The sequence below is a fragment of the Mycobacterium sp. PTI7 genome (genome assembly GCF_056679845.1).
The window spans coordinates 2,240,866-2,254,579 of the sequence record NZ_CM155252.1; the positions used below are offsets into that span (position 1 = coordinate 2,240,866).

Below are 13,714 nucleotides of genomic sequence, written 5' to 3' on the forward strand. Positions count from 1 at the left end.
CCTACGTGCCGGGTCCGGGCCGGTACGGGGGCACGGGTCAGCGGGTTCGGTCCGGGAAGGGGTCGGCGCTGAAGTCGATCTGGGCGGCCGGGTTGCTGACGGCGGTGACCATTCCGGTGCCGAACGGGCCGACGGCGTCGAACAGCGTCGCGGTGCCCACCGAGATGCCGTCCGAGGTCCAGTGCGAGTCGGCCTGCACGCCGATCCAGTGCGACCGCGGCAGGCGCGACAGTGCCACCGTCAGATCGCCGTTGATGTAGCCGACGCCCGCCGTGCCGAGATTGGTGACCAGGCTGGTGCCCTCCGCCGCGGCGGCGGCGTTGGTCAGCGGTGAGTTCGCGCGGCCTGCGACGGCGTCGATCGACCGGTTGAGGCAGCGCTTACGCGCGGCGTTCTGGTGCTCGGCGATCGCGTGCGTCCACCCCATCTCGTCGCAGCCCACGTAGATGTTCCGGTCGTCGTCGACGTCGTCGGGTGGCGTGAACCCGGTTGCGCCCGACCACTCCTCGCCGCGCGGCGCCTCGGCCGTGCGGTACTGCACCAGGATGGCCCGGGCGACCGCGGCACCGTCCTGCATCAGTTCGCACTCGACGTTGCGTACGCGCCTGCCGTCGCGGAGCACGCGCAGCACGGCGGTGGTCGGCACGCCCCGAGCCGCCTTGAACAGGTCGACCGTCAACCGGGCCGGGGTGAACTCCGGGTCGCCGTGCGCCGCGTCCAGCACCGCTGCCGCGAGCCCCACCACGGCCGGACCGTTGAGGTGATCGTCGCCCCAGTGGCTCTGCGCGTAGGTGGTCGGCTCGTACGTGTCGTCGGACGTCTGCACGAAGTGGGCCGGGCGGGCGGTCATCCCGGCATCGTCGCACATCGTCGATCGATGACCCACGCAGCGATCGCGAAACGTGGACGATGGTGCGGGTGGACACCCGCCGACTCCAACTGCTGCTGGCCCTCTCCCGGCTCGGCTCGATGCGAGCGGTGGCCGATACCCACCACCTGACCACCTCGACGGTGTCCCAGCAGATCGCCGCACTGGCCAAGGAGACCGGCGCCCAGTTGATCGAACCGGAGGGGCGGCGGGTACGGCTCACGCCTGCGGGGCGCCGCCTGGCCGACCACGCCGTCGAGATCCTCGCCGCGGTCGACGCGGCGCGCCTCGACCTGGATCCCGATGCCGACCCCGCGGGCACGCTGCGCGTCGGCGGCTTCGCCACCGGCATCCGGGTGTCCCTGCTGCCGATTCTCGCCGACCTCACCGCCCGGCACCCGGGCATCGACGTCCTGATCCACGAGTACGAGCCGATCGAGGCCTTCGCCCTGCTCGCCGACGACGACCTCGACCTGGCGCTGACATACGACTACAACCTCGCCCCGGCGTCACCGGGCCCCGCGCTGGATCCCGTCCCGATGTGGTCGACCGCCTGGGGCCTCGGCGTGCCGGAGGACGACGCCCGAGGACCGGCGGATCTGGCCGCCCGCGCCGACCAGACGTGGATCGTCAACTCCCGCAACACCGCCGACGAGGACGCCGTGCGCACGCTCGGGGCGCTGGCCGGGTTCACGCCGCGCATCGCCCACCAGATCGACAGCCTGGACCTCGTCGAGGAACTGATCGCCGCGGGCTACGGCATCGGCCTGCTGCCCTTGGACCGACCGGCCGGCGCCGGCGTCACGGTGCTGCCGCTGACCGACCCGCCGGTGATCCTCACCGCCTACGCCGTGACACGGGCGGGGCGGGCGACGTGGCCGCCGCTGCGTGCGGTGCTCGACCGGCTGACCCCGGACGAGGCGACCCTGCCGCGAAGTGCCTGGCCCCGGCCGACGGCGCGGCCGTGACCTACTGCCCGAACGTCAGGCGCTGCGCCAGCTGGTAGCGCTCGACCACCTCGGGCGTCGGATCCGCCTCGTAGGTCGCGGTGACGCCGAACGACCAGGACGGCGGCTCGTCGCCGCCCGCCACCGTCCACGCCGCCTGCCGCGCGGCGCCGAGCGCCACGTACTCCGCCGGGGTCGGCACGTCGACGGGCTTGCCGAGGATCGCGGGGGCGATCCGCCGGACCGCCTCCGAGCGCGCACCGCCGCCGACGAGCAGCACGCGTCGGACCTCGACACCCTCACCCGCGATGCGGTCCAGGCAGAACGCGATGGAGGCCAGCAGCCCCTCCACCGCCGCGCGGGCGACGTTCGCCGGCGACAGGTTTCGCGTGGTGACGCCCTGCAGCGCACCCTGCGCCTCGGGCAGGTTCGGCGAGCGTTCGCCGTCGAAGTAGGGCACCAGTGACAACCCCTCCGCGCCGATCGGGGCGGACAAGGCCAGCCGGTCGAGTTCGTCGAAGTCCACGCCGAGCATCTTGGCGACCGCGGCCAGCACCGGTGCGCCGTTGAGCGTGCAGACCAGCGGCAGCTGGCGACCCGTCGCGTCCGCGAACCCCGCCACCAGGCCCGACGCGTCGTGCGACGCGGCGTCGCCCACCGCGCTGACGACACCCGACGTCCCCAGCGAGACCACGCAGTCACCCGGCCCGGCGCCGATCCCGAGCGCCGCGGCGGCGTTGTCGCCCGCACCGGCGCCGAGGACCGCACCCGTGGTGGTCCGGCCCGCGGACCCGGCCGGGTCCACCACGGTCGGGACCGAGGGCCGGCGGCCGCGCATCGCCATCGCGAGGAGGTCGAGGTCGTAGTCGCCGTCCTCGGCGGAGAAGTAGCCCGTCCCACTCGCGTCGCTGCGGTCGGTGCGCAGGTCGGCCACGCTGTCAGAACCCGACAGCCGCCAGGTCAGCCAGTCGTGCGGCAGGCACACCGCGGCGGTGGCGTCGGCGTTGCGGGGTTCCGCGTCGGCGAGCCATCGCAGCTTCGCGGCGGTGATCGAGGCGACCGGCACCACACCGATCCGATCGGCCCACGCCGCGGGGCCGCCGAGTTCGTCGACGAGCGCCGCCGCGGCGTCACCCGAGCGGGTGTCGTTCCACAGCAGGGCGGGACGCACGACCTGTCCCGCGGAGTCCAGGCACACCATGCCGTGCTGCTGGGCGCCGACCGAGACCGCGGCGACGTCGTCGAGCCCGCCCGCCGCCTCGGCCGCCTCACCCAGCGCCGTCCACCACACCACCGGGTCCACCTCGGTACCGGCGGGATGGGCCGCCGTTCCGGACCGGCGGATCTCTCCGGTGTCGGCGTCACAGACGACGACCTTGCAGGACTGGGTCGACGAGTCGATTCCCGCGACGAGTGCCACCGCGATCTCCTTCTTGTTCGTTGTCACCGAAGTTACCCGGCCGCGGCACGACGGTGGCGACGCCCACCCGTCCCACCTGCAATTTCGAGGGTTCTAGTCGAGCCCCGACGAGATTGTTTGTGAGATTGATCTTCGGGGAACCTATGCCGCATGTTGATTCGTCGTGTCGCACGTCCCATGCTGGCTACCACCTTCATTTCCCGCGGTGTGGATTCCCTGCGCAACCCGAAACCGGCCATCGAAGCCGCACAGCCCACCCTGGACGGACTCAGCAAGCTGCCCGAGCCGGTCAGCCCCTACGTCCCGACCAACGCCGAGACGGTCGCGAAGGTGACCGCAGGCGTGCAGATCGGTGCGGGCCTGCTGCTGGCGACGGGCAAGCTGCCCCGCGTGGCGTCCGCCGCCCTGGCCGTCAGCGTCGTCCCCGGAAGCCTTGGCGCGCATGCGTTCTGGAACGAGAGCGACCCGGAGCGCAAGGCCGGCGAGCGCCGAGCCTTCCTCGCCGACGTCAGCCTCATCGGCGGACTGATCATCGCCGCCGTCGACACCGAGGGCCGGCCCTCGCTCGGCTGGCGTGGACGCCGCGCCGCCCGCAAGGTGTCCGAGTCGGTGAGCAACGCACTGCCCAGCGTCGGCTCCAACTCCGCGCTGATCGACAGCGAACTCGTCGACCGGGTCGGCCACAACGTCCAGAGCGGTCTGCACGTCGCGCGCGAGCGTGGCGCCGAATTCGCCGACGTCGCCTCCAAGCGCGTCGCGCCGCTGGCCGAGGTCGCGCAGAAGCGTGGCGCCGAGCTGGCCGAGGTCGCCCAGAAGCGCGGCGCCGAACTCGCCGAGGTCGCGTCCAAGCGTGGCTCGGAGTTCGCGGACGTCGCACAGAAGCGCAGCGGTGAGTTCGCCGAGGTCGCCTCCAAGCGTGGCGAGAAGCTCGCTGCCAAGGCGCAGAAGCGCAGCGAAAAGCTGGCCGCGAAGGCGCAGAAGCGCGGACCGGAACTCGCCGCCCTCGCCCGCGACCGCAGCGCCGAGTTCGCCGAGCGGGCCCGCGAGCGCAGCGCCGAACTCGCCGAGCTGGCGAGCGACCGCGGCTCGGAGTACGCCGACCTGACCCGCAAGCAGCTCAAGCAGGCCAAGAAGCAGGCGAAGAAGCAGGGTCTCGTCTGAGCCCTCCCGGCGTAGATTGGCCCGCATGACGTATGGCGAGCCCCACCCCGATCCGTACTCGGCCCCCCACGGCGGCCAGACACCCGGTTACGGCGCGCGACCCGGCGGTCTCCTGCGGCGATTCTTCGCCCGGGTGATCGACGGGATGGTCGTGGGCGTCGTCGGGTTCTTCCTCGCCTTCACCACGGACACCCTGTCCAACATCCTGGTGACCGGATTGTTCACCGGCGTCCTGATGTTCGGCTACTTCGTGCTGTTCGAGGTGACGCAGGGGTGGACGCCGGGCAAGAAGGTGTTGGGCCTGCACGTTCGGGGTGGCCGCGGGATGCCGAAGCCGGACCTCAAGGAGTCGGCGATCCGCAACGCGTTCACGCTGCTGCCGGTCGTGCCGTACGTGGGTGGTCTGCTGGGGTTCGTCGCCATCGTCGCGATCGCCGTGACCATCAGCGGGAGCGCCACCAAGCAGGGCAAGCACGACGAACTCGCAGAGGGCACGCAGGTCCTCGAGAACTGAGGACCTGCGTCTACCTCAACGGACGTCCGGTCAGATGACCAGGTCCAGCAGCAGGACCACGATCAGGCCGCTGACCGAGAGCACCGTCTCCATGATCGACCACGTCTTGATGGTCTGACCGACCGAGAGTCGGAAGAACTCCTTCACCAGCCAGAAGCCGGCGTCGTTGACGTGGGAGAAGAACAGCGAACCCGCACCCACGGCGAGCACGACCAGCGAGACCTCGCCCGAACTCATGCCCTCGATCAATCCGATCATCAGCGACGACGCGGTGATGGTGGCGACGGTGGCCGAACCGGTCGCCAGGCGGATCGCGACCGCAAGACCCCAGGCGAGCAGCAGCACCGAGACGTTCGCGCCCTCGGCGAGGTTCTTCAGCGCCGTGCCGATGCCAGTGTCGACGAGCACCTCCTTGAAACCGCCGCCCGCGGCGACGATCAGGATGATGCCGGCCACCGGGGGTAGTCCCGACTCGACGGTCTTGGTGATCTCGTTGCGCCCCATGCCCGCACCGCGGCCGAGGGTGACCATGCCGACGATGACGGCGATCAGCAGGGCGATCATCGGCGTGCCGAGCGTGTCGAAGATCTGACGGAACCACTGCTCCTCGTCCGCGATGAAGATGTCGACGAGCGCCTTGCCCAGCATCAGGACGACCGGCAGCAGAACCGAGAACAGGGTGATGCCGAACGAGGGGCGCGTCCGCTGCTCGCCCTCGGGGACCGGGTCCGCGTCGAACGTGTCGGGTGCGGGCACGACGACCCACTTGCCGGCGAGCTTCCCGAACAGCGGGCCCGCGACGATGATCGTCGGGATCGCGACCGCGACACCGAGAGCGAGGGTGAGACCGAGGTCCGCGCCGAGGTAGCCGATGGCCGCGAGCGGGCCGGGGTGCGGCGGGACGAAGCCGTGCATCGCCGAAAGGCCTGCCAGCGCCGGGATTCCGATCGTGATCAGCGACTGCTGCGAGCGACGCGCGACGAGGTAGATGACCGGCATGAGCAACACCAGGCCGATTTCGAAGAACATCGGCAGACCGATGATCGCGCCGACCAGCGCCATCGCCCACGGCAGCATGCGCGGCGACGCGTGCCCGACGATGGTGTCGACGATCTCGTCCGCACCGCCGGAGTCGGCCAGCAGTTTGGCGAACATCGCGCCGAGGGCGATGAGGATGCCCACGCTGGCGGCGGTCTTGCCGAAACCGTCGGAGAACGAGGCGAGGACGGTGGTGAAGTTCTCCCCCGCGACCACGCCGACCGTGACGGCGCCGAAGATGAGGCCGAGGAAGGGGTGCAGCTTGACGACGGTGATCAGCAGCACGATCACCGCGATGCCGGCGAGGAACGCCAGCCCGAGCCGACCCGTGGAGGCCACCGGCTCGGCGAGTTCCGGCGCGTCGGCCAGCCATGTCGTGACGACGTTCATCAGCTCTCCAGTCCTGTCTGCGATACGTAGTTGTCGATGATCGAATCGATGTTCTGGGCGACGTCGATGGCGACACCGCGTTCATCGGCTGCGAGCGGCTCGAGCGTGTCAAACTGCGACTTGAGCAGCGAGGCGGGCATGAAGTGGCCGGGCCTGCTGGCCTGCCGACGGCCGATCACGTCGGGAGTCCCCGAAAGGTGCAGGAACTCGACGTCTGCGCAGTGATCTCTCAGCTGGTCGCGGTAGGCGCGCTTGAGGGCCGAACAGCTCATCACGCCGCCGCTCGAGTGGTCGGCCAGCCACCGGCCGATCGAGTCCAGCCACGGGAGGCGATCGTCGTCGTTCAGGGCTTCCCCGGCCGACATCTTCGCGATGTTGGCGTCGGGGTGGAAGTCGTCGGCGTCGGCGAAGGGCACCCGAAGTCGCTGCGCGAGTGCCGCGCCGACGGTCGACTTGCCCGAACCCGACACCCCCATGACAACCACCGGTCGAATTGATCCGCTCACGACACATCCCCTGCCTCTTCGTGGCTCACGTCACATAGAATGCCGCAATGATCTGATTATTGCAAGGAGGTGACGAAAAGATGGGTTTTATGTTTGCTTGGCTGCGACTATGACACGATGTAAACGTGGTCGTGCAAAACGTCAGTGCCCTGCACGACAGTTTGCTGACCGCGATCGGGTCGGACATCGTGTCCGGCGAACTCCCTGCCGGCCAGGTGATCACCCTGGAGGGCGTGAGCGCCAAGCACGGCGTGTCCCGCAGCGTCGCCCGCGAAGCCGTCCGCGTCCTCGAGTCCATGGGCATGGTCGCCTCACGGCGCCGGGTGGGCATCACCATCCAGCCCGCCGAACAGTGGAACGTGTTCGACCCCAGGGTCATCCGATGGCGCATCGTGTCCGGCGACCGGGCCGCCCAGCTGGTGTCGCTGTCGGAACTGCGGCGCGGCTTCGAGCCCGCCGCGGCGGCGCTCGCCGCTCGCCGCGCCAACCCGCACCATTGCCGCATCATGGCGGCCGCCGTGTCCGACATGGTGATGCACGGCAGATCCGGTGACTTGGACTCGTACCTGCTCGCCGACAAGGTCTTTCACCAGACCCTGCTGGAGGCCAGCGGCAACGAGATGTTCCGCGCGCTCAACGGGGTCGTCGCCGAGGTCCTCACCGGGCGCACCGTGCACGGCTTCATGCCCGAGACCCCCGAACCCGCCGCGATCGCACTGCACGACGAGGTGGCCCGGGCGATCCGGCTGCGAGATGAGGACGCCGCGGAACGTGCGATGCGGGCGATCATCGACGAGGCGGTCAGCGGCGTCAGCCCGACGTGAGCGCGTAAGTCATCGTCAGCCCGGTCACGTCGGTGACCTGAACCCCCCGCCGGTGGCGCTCGCCTCCGGCGTCGACGTCGCAGTGCGCGATCCCATCGACCTCGCCCACCAGGCCGGACTCGCACGCCACCGAATCGGCGGGTGCGCCGGTGTTCTCGGCGACCAGGCGGGCGACGGCGTCCTCCAGCTGGGCCTGCGACAGCGCGGGGGTCAGCGCGTAGTCGACCGCGGAACCGTCCACCTTCGTAACCGTGACGATGGGTTGAAAGCCGTTGGTATCGCTGATCACCACGTCGCATCGCGCGGTGCGGCCGATCTCGCCGACCAGGTCGTTCCGGCAGGTCACCGACCGCGCCGATTCACCCGACTCGGCCAGGCGGTCGGCGATGTCGGCCTGCAGCGACTCCTTGGACACCGCGGGCGACTCGTCGCCGCCGGCGTCCGCGTCGGTGTTCGCGCCGCAGCCCGCGCCGAGCATCGCCAACGCAATGATCGCGGCGACACGACGCACGACGGCACCTCCACTGGGTCGACCGGACCCTAACAACCGCCGGCGGTGGTTGACTGCCGAAGTGACCAGATCGCCGCTGACCGCCCGAAGGCTGTTCGACCGCTTCGAACCGATCCACGCCCTGACCTACTTCGCCCCGGAAGCCAAGGCCGCCTTCGACGCAGCGGGCTACCGCGGCTTCTGGATGGGCTACTTCGCGGGCCGGTCGGCGCCACTCGGCGAGGTGGCACCCGAGGTGGTGTCCGCGGTGTTCTACAACTTCGCCGCCGACCACGTGTCGCGCGCGCTGCCGTCGGCGTGGACCTACGCGCCGCCCCCGGCGGCGCTGCAGGCCCGACGGGAGTCGGCCGTCGCGGCGCTGGGCCGGTGCGGCGTCACCGACACCGAATCCGTGCGGACCGCGGCGGCGCTGCTCGAGGCGGCGGCCCGCGGCGCGGACTGGACCGGCCGCCCGCTGTTCGCCGCGAACCTCGCGCTGCCCTGGCCCGACGAGCCGGTGGCCCGGCTGTGGCACGCGGCCACGCTGCTGCGCGAGCACCGCGGCGACGGGCACGTGGCGGTGCTGGTCGCCCACGGGATCGGCGGCCGCGACTGCAACGTGCTGCACGCGCTGGCCGACCGGGTGCCGCGCGAGTTCATCACCGTCAGCAGGCAATACGACGACGCGGAGTGGCACGCGTGCGTCTCGCGCCTGGTGAGTCGCGGGCTGGTCGACGCCGCGGGCACGCTGAGTGACGCCGGTCGTGCCCTGAAGCAGCGTGTCGAGGACGCGACCGACGCGCTGGCCCTGTCGGCGTTCGACGCGCTCGACGACGGCGACCTCGCCGCGCTGTTCCGGACGCTGGGCCCGATCACCCGCGCCGTGATCGCCGCGGGCGACATCCCCGCCGCCACGCCGATGGGCCTCACCCGCGACGACCTCGCCGACGACGACCCCCACCTGTCCTAGGGTTGAGCCTCCTTCGGCGAGCGTGCGTGTCTGCGGGCGACACGCCGGTTCAGAACCCCACTTCGCGCACGCTCGCCGGCGAACTACCGCGGGCCGTACATGATCAGCCCGACGCCGACGATGCAGATGACCGCTCCGGTGACGTCCCAGCGGTCGGGCCGGAAGCCGTCCGCGACCATCCCCCACAGCAGCGAGCCCGCGATGAACACACCGCCATAGGCCGCGAGCACCCGGCCGAAGTTCGCGTCGGGCTGGAACGCCGCGACGAACCCGTAGGCGCCGAGCGCGACGATGCCGGCACCGATCCAGAGCCAGCCGCGATGCTCGCGAACGCCCTGCCACACCAGCCATGCCCCGCCGATTTCGAGCAGAGCAGCCGCGACGAACAGGACGATCGACTTGAGCACCATTCCCGACACCCTGCCGCGAGCGTGCGTGAACTCGGGTCAGCGACCGGCGTGTCGCCCGCAGACACGCACGCTCGCGGAAGGAGGAGACACGGCACCCCGGCGGCACCCCGGCGAGCCAACCGCGGGCGGGTGCCGTCAGGTCTGGTTGCGGTTCCACTCCAGCCAGCCGACGCCGGTGCGGCCGTCCGCGGTGGTGACGGTCGCCCACGCGCGGGGGAAGCGGCTGACCCGGCCGTCGGGTGAGGTCAGCAGCACCGGGGCGTGGCCGCGGACCTCGACGGTCGCCGTGAGGTCGCCCGGCCCGCACTCGAGCACCGTCGACACCGGCAGGTCGCCGGCGCCGAACGTCTCGCGGGCGGTCACGGTCGCGAGTTCGACGAGCGGCTCCCCCGCCCGCTGCACGTAGCCGGCGGCCAGCGGCGGCGCACCCGGGATCCGCAGGTCGAGACCGTGCACGTGCGTGCCGTCGTCGAGGTGCAGCGCGCTCCACACCCAGTCCATGCTCCACCAGTCGCGCGCCGCCCAGGAGTGGTCGCGCTGCCCCGGCACGTCGGCCAGCTCATAGGTGCGGCCGTCGGCGACCACCCTGCCCGACACCGTGCACGGGATCTCGTACCGCGTCGAGAGCCGGTACTGGTACGGCGTGCCGACCGTCGTCCACTCCAGTTCGAGTGTCACGTCCACCGGCCGACCCGCCTCGCCGCGCAGCAGCGCCGCCGGATCGTCGTGCGCCTCACCCCGCCCGCGCAGCGACACCCGGTAGCTCCGCAGCGGTTCGACGGCGTCGAGCACGAGGTCCACGTCGTCGGTGCGCACGTGTCCGGCCTCGGTGGGGAGCGCCGCCTCGAAGTCGAGTACCGCGATCGTCGGCATGCCGGGCCCGCACAGCAGCCCGTTGATCCAGGCGTGCCCCTGGTTGGGGAGCAGGCCGAGCCGGATCCACCCGCCGACGTCCTGCGCCGCGTCGACGAAGTCGAAGTACCAACTCTCGCTCCACAGCGGCTCGTCGGTCGGCGGATGCGCGCCCTCGTCCTCGACGCCGGGCTGCAACGGTTCTAGGGCCGACGGTGCGGGCAGGATGTCCAGCGCGCCGGTGTCGATGACGTGCTGGCAGTGGCGCTCGATCATCGCCATGAACATCTCGTCGCCGCGCTCGGTGCGGGCGACCAGCATCGGCGAGACGATCGACATCAGCACGCCGAAGAACGTCTGGTGGCGGACGCCGTCACGCACCTCCTCGAGCGTCACGCCGGCATCCGGCCCGAGCGCCGAGTGGTACGCCCGCAGCAGCGCGTCGTAGTGCTCGCGCCGCCGGTCGGTCGGCAGCGCGCAGCCGAGGAAGTAGGCGACGTCCGTGAACGCCGGGCCCCAGGTGACGGTCTGCCAGTCCACGACGGTCAGCGGGCGGTCGGCGCCGTCGTCGCCGAACAGCATGTTGTCGAGCCGGTAGTCGCCGTGGACCAGGCCGTGCGGCGCGCCGGACTCCGCCTCCGCGGCGGCGTACGCGTCGTAGGACTCGACGAACCTCTCGCAGACGTCGCGGTACTCGGGCGCGATCTGGTCGCTGTAGCGGTCGATGAAGCCGGCGTACAGCGCGGACATCAGACCCTGGTTCACCGGTGACTCGCGGTTGAGCCACTCCGCTCCCGCCAGCGCCTCGTCGCCGAGCAGCGGTCCGTGCACCAGACCCAGCTGCGTCAGCGCGAGGACCGCCTGTTCGGTTGTGGCGCCTCGGATCTCGTTGCCGACCGTCGCGGGTGCGGCGTCGTCGAGCAGCAGGTCGAACACGCCCGTCGACTCGTCGTAGGCCGTGTGATGACACGGCGCGACGGGTCCTCCCAGCCCCGGCGCGATGTCCGAGTAGAACCGCACCTCGCGCTCGTAGAGGCCCATGGCCAGGCCGGTCTGGCGGCTGCTCGGGTCGGCGGCGGCCACCTTCAGCACCACCGACGCGGGCCCGTCGTCCCCGTCGGCCCAGGTGAGGCCCACCCGGTAGCACTCGCTCATCTGACCCGTGCCGATGCGGTCCACCGTGAAGTCGGTGACGGTGCCCCGGCCGAGCGCGGCGGTCAGCCACTCGGCGGTGAGGTCGGCTGGGCGTTCGATCAGGGGCGCGGCGGTATCGGGTTGCACGTGCTTCAACCTAGGACACCCGCGGCGGCGCGTACGGCGTTTCCGGTCAACTGTTTGACGGGTGTCAACTACCTGCGGGATCGCAGTGGTCTGACGGCGACGGCGCGACGTCCAGGCTCGGGTTGCGGTCGAAGAAGCCGTACGGCTTGAGCCAGAACGAGACCACGTCGACCGGCATCACGGGCCAGTCCTCCGGCCGGGTGACGTGATGCAGACCGAACACGTACCAGAGCACCACGTCGGTGTTCTCGATCGGCCGGTCGGCCGCCGTCCACACCGCCAGACCGCTGTCCTCGGCGGACTGGTTGACGAACTCCCCCGCCGGCCACCGCTCGTCGGGACGGTTGGGCGTCACCCACAGCGTGTGCCCGATGACGTTGGCGCGCTTGAACACCGGCGACTGCGGGTCGAACATCGGCGGGATCGCACCGGTGGGCACCAGCTTGTACGACGGGTGGGTGCCCAACCCGTTCACGACGTTGGTGTTGACCACCTTCCACGCGCGCTGCGTCGCGAAGTCGACGTCCTGCTTGCCCTCGGACTCGGTGCGCAGCGGCGTGTTGCGCACCACCACCGACAGACCTTGGGGATTGTCCGGACCCATCGGCTCGGCGTAGGACTCGCTCGCGAACACGGTGTTGTCGGACCCGTCGACGTCGAGGTCGAGGCGCGCCACCAGGAAGTGCTGGTGGAACGGTGCGTAGGTCCGCTCGTCGACGAGCGTGCCGTTCGGGTGCGGATGCCCGGCGACCAGCGGCGTGGTCACCATGATGCCGGTGGCACGCACCTCGCACTCGATGTTGCCGTCCTGGTAGAACCGCCAATACGCCAGATACTCGTAGTTGGCGACCGTCACGTGGAACGACACGACGAGCCGACGCGCGCGGCGCACCTCGGCGCCGGCGTCGTGGTCGACGTGCTTCCACAGGATGGCGTCGTCCTCCTCGTGGATGCAGATGGCGTTCGTGATCGTGTACGGCTCGCCGGTGCTGTCGTGCAGGACGGCGTCGAGGTAGCGGATCTCGCCCAGACAGTCGCAGCCGAGTTCGAGCGACTGGGTCATGAATCCAAGCCCCCACTCGCCGATGTCGAACGCCGTCCGGCGGTAGTGGTCGACGGAGCGATCGCGGTACGGAACCACCATCTCCGCGAACGACATTCGATGCGCGATCGACCGGTCCCGGTCACCGTCGCGGTAGCGCACGGTGTGCAGCGTCATGCCCTCGCGGTAGTTGAACCCGACGCGCAGCGACCAGTTCTGCCAGCGCAGCAGGTTGCCGTCGAGGGTGAACGACGGGCCCTCGGGTTGGGTGATGTGCAGTGGCGTCAGCGGTTCCCGGCGCGACGCCGACCGGATCGCCTCCGGGACGTGGTCGGGCACGTACTCGCCCATGACGGCGGGCAGGTCGTTGGCCCCGTCGGCGAAGGGGCCCTCGTCGTCGACGCGCAGCACCTCCATGCTGTTGAGATCGATGACGCAGTGCAGGCCGCTGACGAGGTGGGCGTACGGATTGGCCCCCGGCGCGTCCTTGCACCAGGTGTCGGACCATCCGAGCCGGCGGTCGCGGTACTCGTCGGGGATGACGGCGGCGCCGTAGGTCCAGGTGTCCATGAAGACGAGGTCGAGGTCGGTGATGCCGCGCCGCGCCAGTGCCGCGACGACGTCGGGGTGCCTGCGCAGGACGCGGTCGCACTCCTCGAACTCGTCGACGGTGAAGTTGGGCTGCACCCCGGGGAGGTGATCGAACGACTCGGTGCGGCCGTCCGCAACGGAGACGACGGCCTTGTAGGTCGCGTTGGCGGCCCGGTCGAAGCACACGACGACGGCCCGCCGCGCGGGTGCGGGCGCGCCGTCCTCGAACGCGGCCACCTCGGCCTTGCCCGGCTCGAGCAGTTCGATCGACGCGAAGCGCCACCCCGGTCCGACGCCGTGATCGCGGCTCAACGTCCGGGCGGCAGCGCGGAACTCGTCGGCGGACAGGGGGTCGAGTGGATGGCTCACCCGCCCACGCAACCACATCCCGACCGGCGGCGCGCGCTTTC

At 70.8% G+C, this 13,714-nt stretch carries 13 protein-coding genes; 5 read left to right on the forward strand and 8 right to left on the reverse strand.

What is annotated here, in order from left to right; genetic code table 11:
• Nucleotides 1-37: 37 nt before the first annotated feature.
• Nucleotides 38-850, reverse strand: a complete 813-nt coding sequence (locus AC1MEY_RS10845) for an acyl-CoA thioesterase domain-containing protein (protein WP_480230636.1) — start codon at nt 848-850, stop codon at nt 38-40.
• Nucleotides 851-918: 68 nt separating this feature from the next.
• On the opposite strand from AC1MEY_RS10845, the gene AC1MEY_RS10850 reads away from it, so the two are divergent.
• Entirely contained in the window at nt 919-1,836 is a 918-nt protein-coding gene (locus AC1MEY_RS10850; RefSeq protein WP_480230637.1) for a LysR family transcriptional regulator, read from the forward strand.
• Between the two features lies 1 nt (nt 1,837).
• On the opposite strand, the gene AC1MEY_RS10855 is transcribed toward AC1MEY_RS10850, so the two are convergent.
• A complete protein-coding gene (locus tag AC1MEY_RS10855) occupies nt 1,838-3,235 on the reverse strand; it encodes an FGGY family carbohydrate kinase (RefSeq protein WP_480231416.1) in 1,398 nt (465 codons plus the stop codon).
• A gap of 150 nt (nt 3,236-3,385) precedes the next feature.
• Here AC1MEY_RS10855 and AC1MEY_RS10860 point away from each other — a divergent pair, with 150 nt between their 5' ends.
• Entirely contained in the window at nt 3,386-4,396 is a 1,011-nt protein-coding gene (locus AC1MEY_RS10860) for a DoxX family protein (RefSeq protein ID WP_480230638.1), read from the forward strand.
• A gap of 25 nt (nt 4,397-4,421) precedes the next feature.
• On the forward strand, nt 4,422-4,910 hold the full coding sequence (locus tag AC1MEY_RS10865; protein ID WP_480230639.1) for an RDD family protein: 489 nt from the start codon (nt 4,422-4,424) through the stop codon (nt 4,908-4,910).
• A gap of 30 nt (nt 4,911-4,940) precedes the next feature.
• On the opposite strand, the gene AC1MEY_RS10870 is transcribed toward AC1MEY_RS10865, so the two are convergent.
• Both AC1MEY_RS10870 and AC1MEY_RS10875 read right to left on the reverse strand, forming a co-directional pair.
• The gene (locus tag AC1MEY_RS10870) at nt 4,941-6,338 is read right to left on the reverse strand and encodes a GntP family permease (RefSeq protein ID WP_480230640.1); all 1,398 of its coding nucleotides are present in this window, start codon (nt 6,336-6,338) and stop codon (nt 4,941-4,943) included.
• Nucleotides 6,338-6,814 carry a gluconokinase gene (locus AC1MEY_RS10875; RefSeq protein WP_480231417.1) on the reverse strand — a complete coding sequence of 159 codons (477 nt, stop codon included), beginning with the start codon at nt 6,812-6,814 and terminating at the stop codon, nt 6,338-6,340. Before AC1MEY_RS10875 ends, AC1MEY_RS10870 begins: the two co-directional genes overlap by 1 nt.
• Before the next feature lie 155 nt (nt 6,815-6,969).
• On the opposite strand from AC1MEY_RS10875, the gene AC1MEY_RS10880 reads away from it, so the two are divergent.
• Entirely contained in the window at nt 6,970-7,668 is a 699-nt protein-coding gene (locus AC1MEY_RS10880; RefSeq protein ID WP_480230641.1) for a FadR/GntR family transcriptional regulator, read from the forward strand.
• On the opposite strand, the gene AC1MEY_RS10885 is transcribed toward AC1MEY_RS10880, so the two are convergent.
• Nucleotides 7,655-8,179: a DUF4333 domain-containing protein gene (locus AC1MEY_RS10885; RefSeq protein WP_480230642.1), complete on the reverse strand. Its 525-nt coding sequence runs from the start codon at nt 8,177-8,179 to the stop codon at nt 7,655-7,657. The two genes, AC1MEY_RS10880 and AC1MEY_RS10885, sit on opposite strands and share 14 nt — an antisense overlap.
• Before the next feature lie 61 nt (nt 8,180-8,240).
• On the opposite strand from AC1MEY_RS10885, the gene AC1MEY_RS10890 reads away from it, so the two are divergent.
• Entirely contained in the window at nt 8,241-9,128 is an 888-nt protein-coding gene (locus AC1MEY_RS10890) for an SCO6745 family protein (RefSeq protein ID WP_480230643.1), read from the forward strand.
• A gap of 83 nt (nt 9,129-9,211) precedes the next feature.
• Here AC1MEY_RS10890 and AC1MEY_RS10895 read toward each other — a convergent pair whose 3' ends face one another.
• The 3 genes from AC1MEY_RS10895 to AC1MEY_RS10905 form a co-directional block, all read right to left on the reverse strand.
• Nucleotides 9,212-9,538: a YnfA family protein gene (locus tag AC1MEY_RS10895; RefSeq protein WP_480230644.1), complete on the reverse strand. Its 327-nt coding sequence runs from the start codon at nt 9,536-9,538 to the stop codon at nt 9,212-9,214.
• Nucleotides 9,539-9,673: 135 nt separating this feature from the next.
• A complete protein-coding gene (locus AC1MEY_RS10900) occupies nt 9,674-11,671 on the reverse strand; it encodes a DUF7064 domain-containing protein (protein ID WP_480230645.1) in 1,998 nt (665 codons plus the stop codon).
• Between the two features lie 64 nt (nt 11,672-11,735).
• Complete coding sequence (locus AC1MEY_RS10905; protein WP_480231418.1) at nt 11,736-13,691, reverse strand: primary-amine oxidase; 1,956 nt, start codon at nt 13,689-13,691, stop codon at nt 11,736-11,738.
• Nucleotides 13,692-13,714 lie beyond the last annotated feature (23 nt).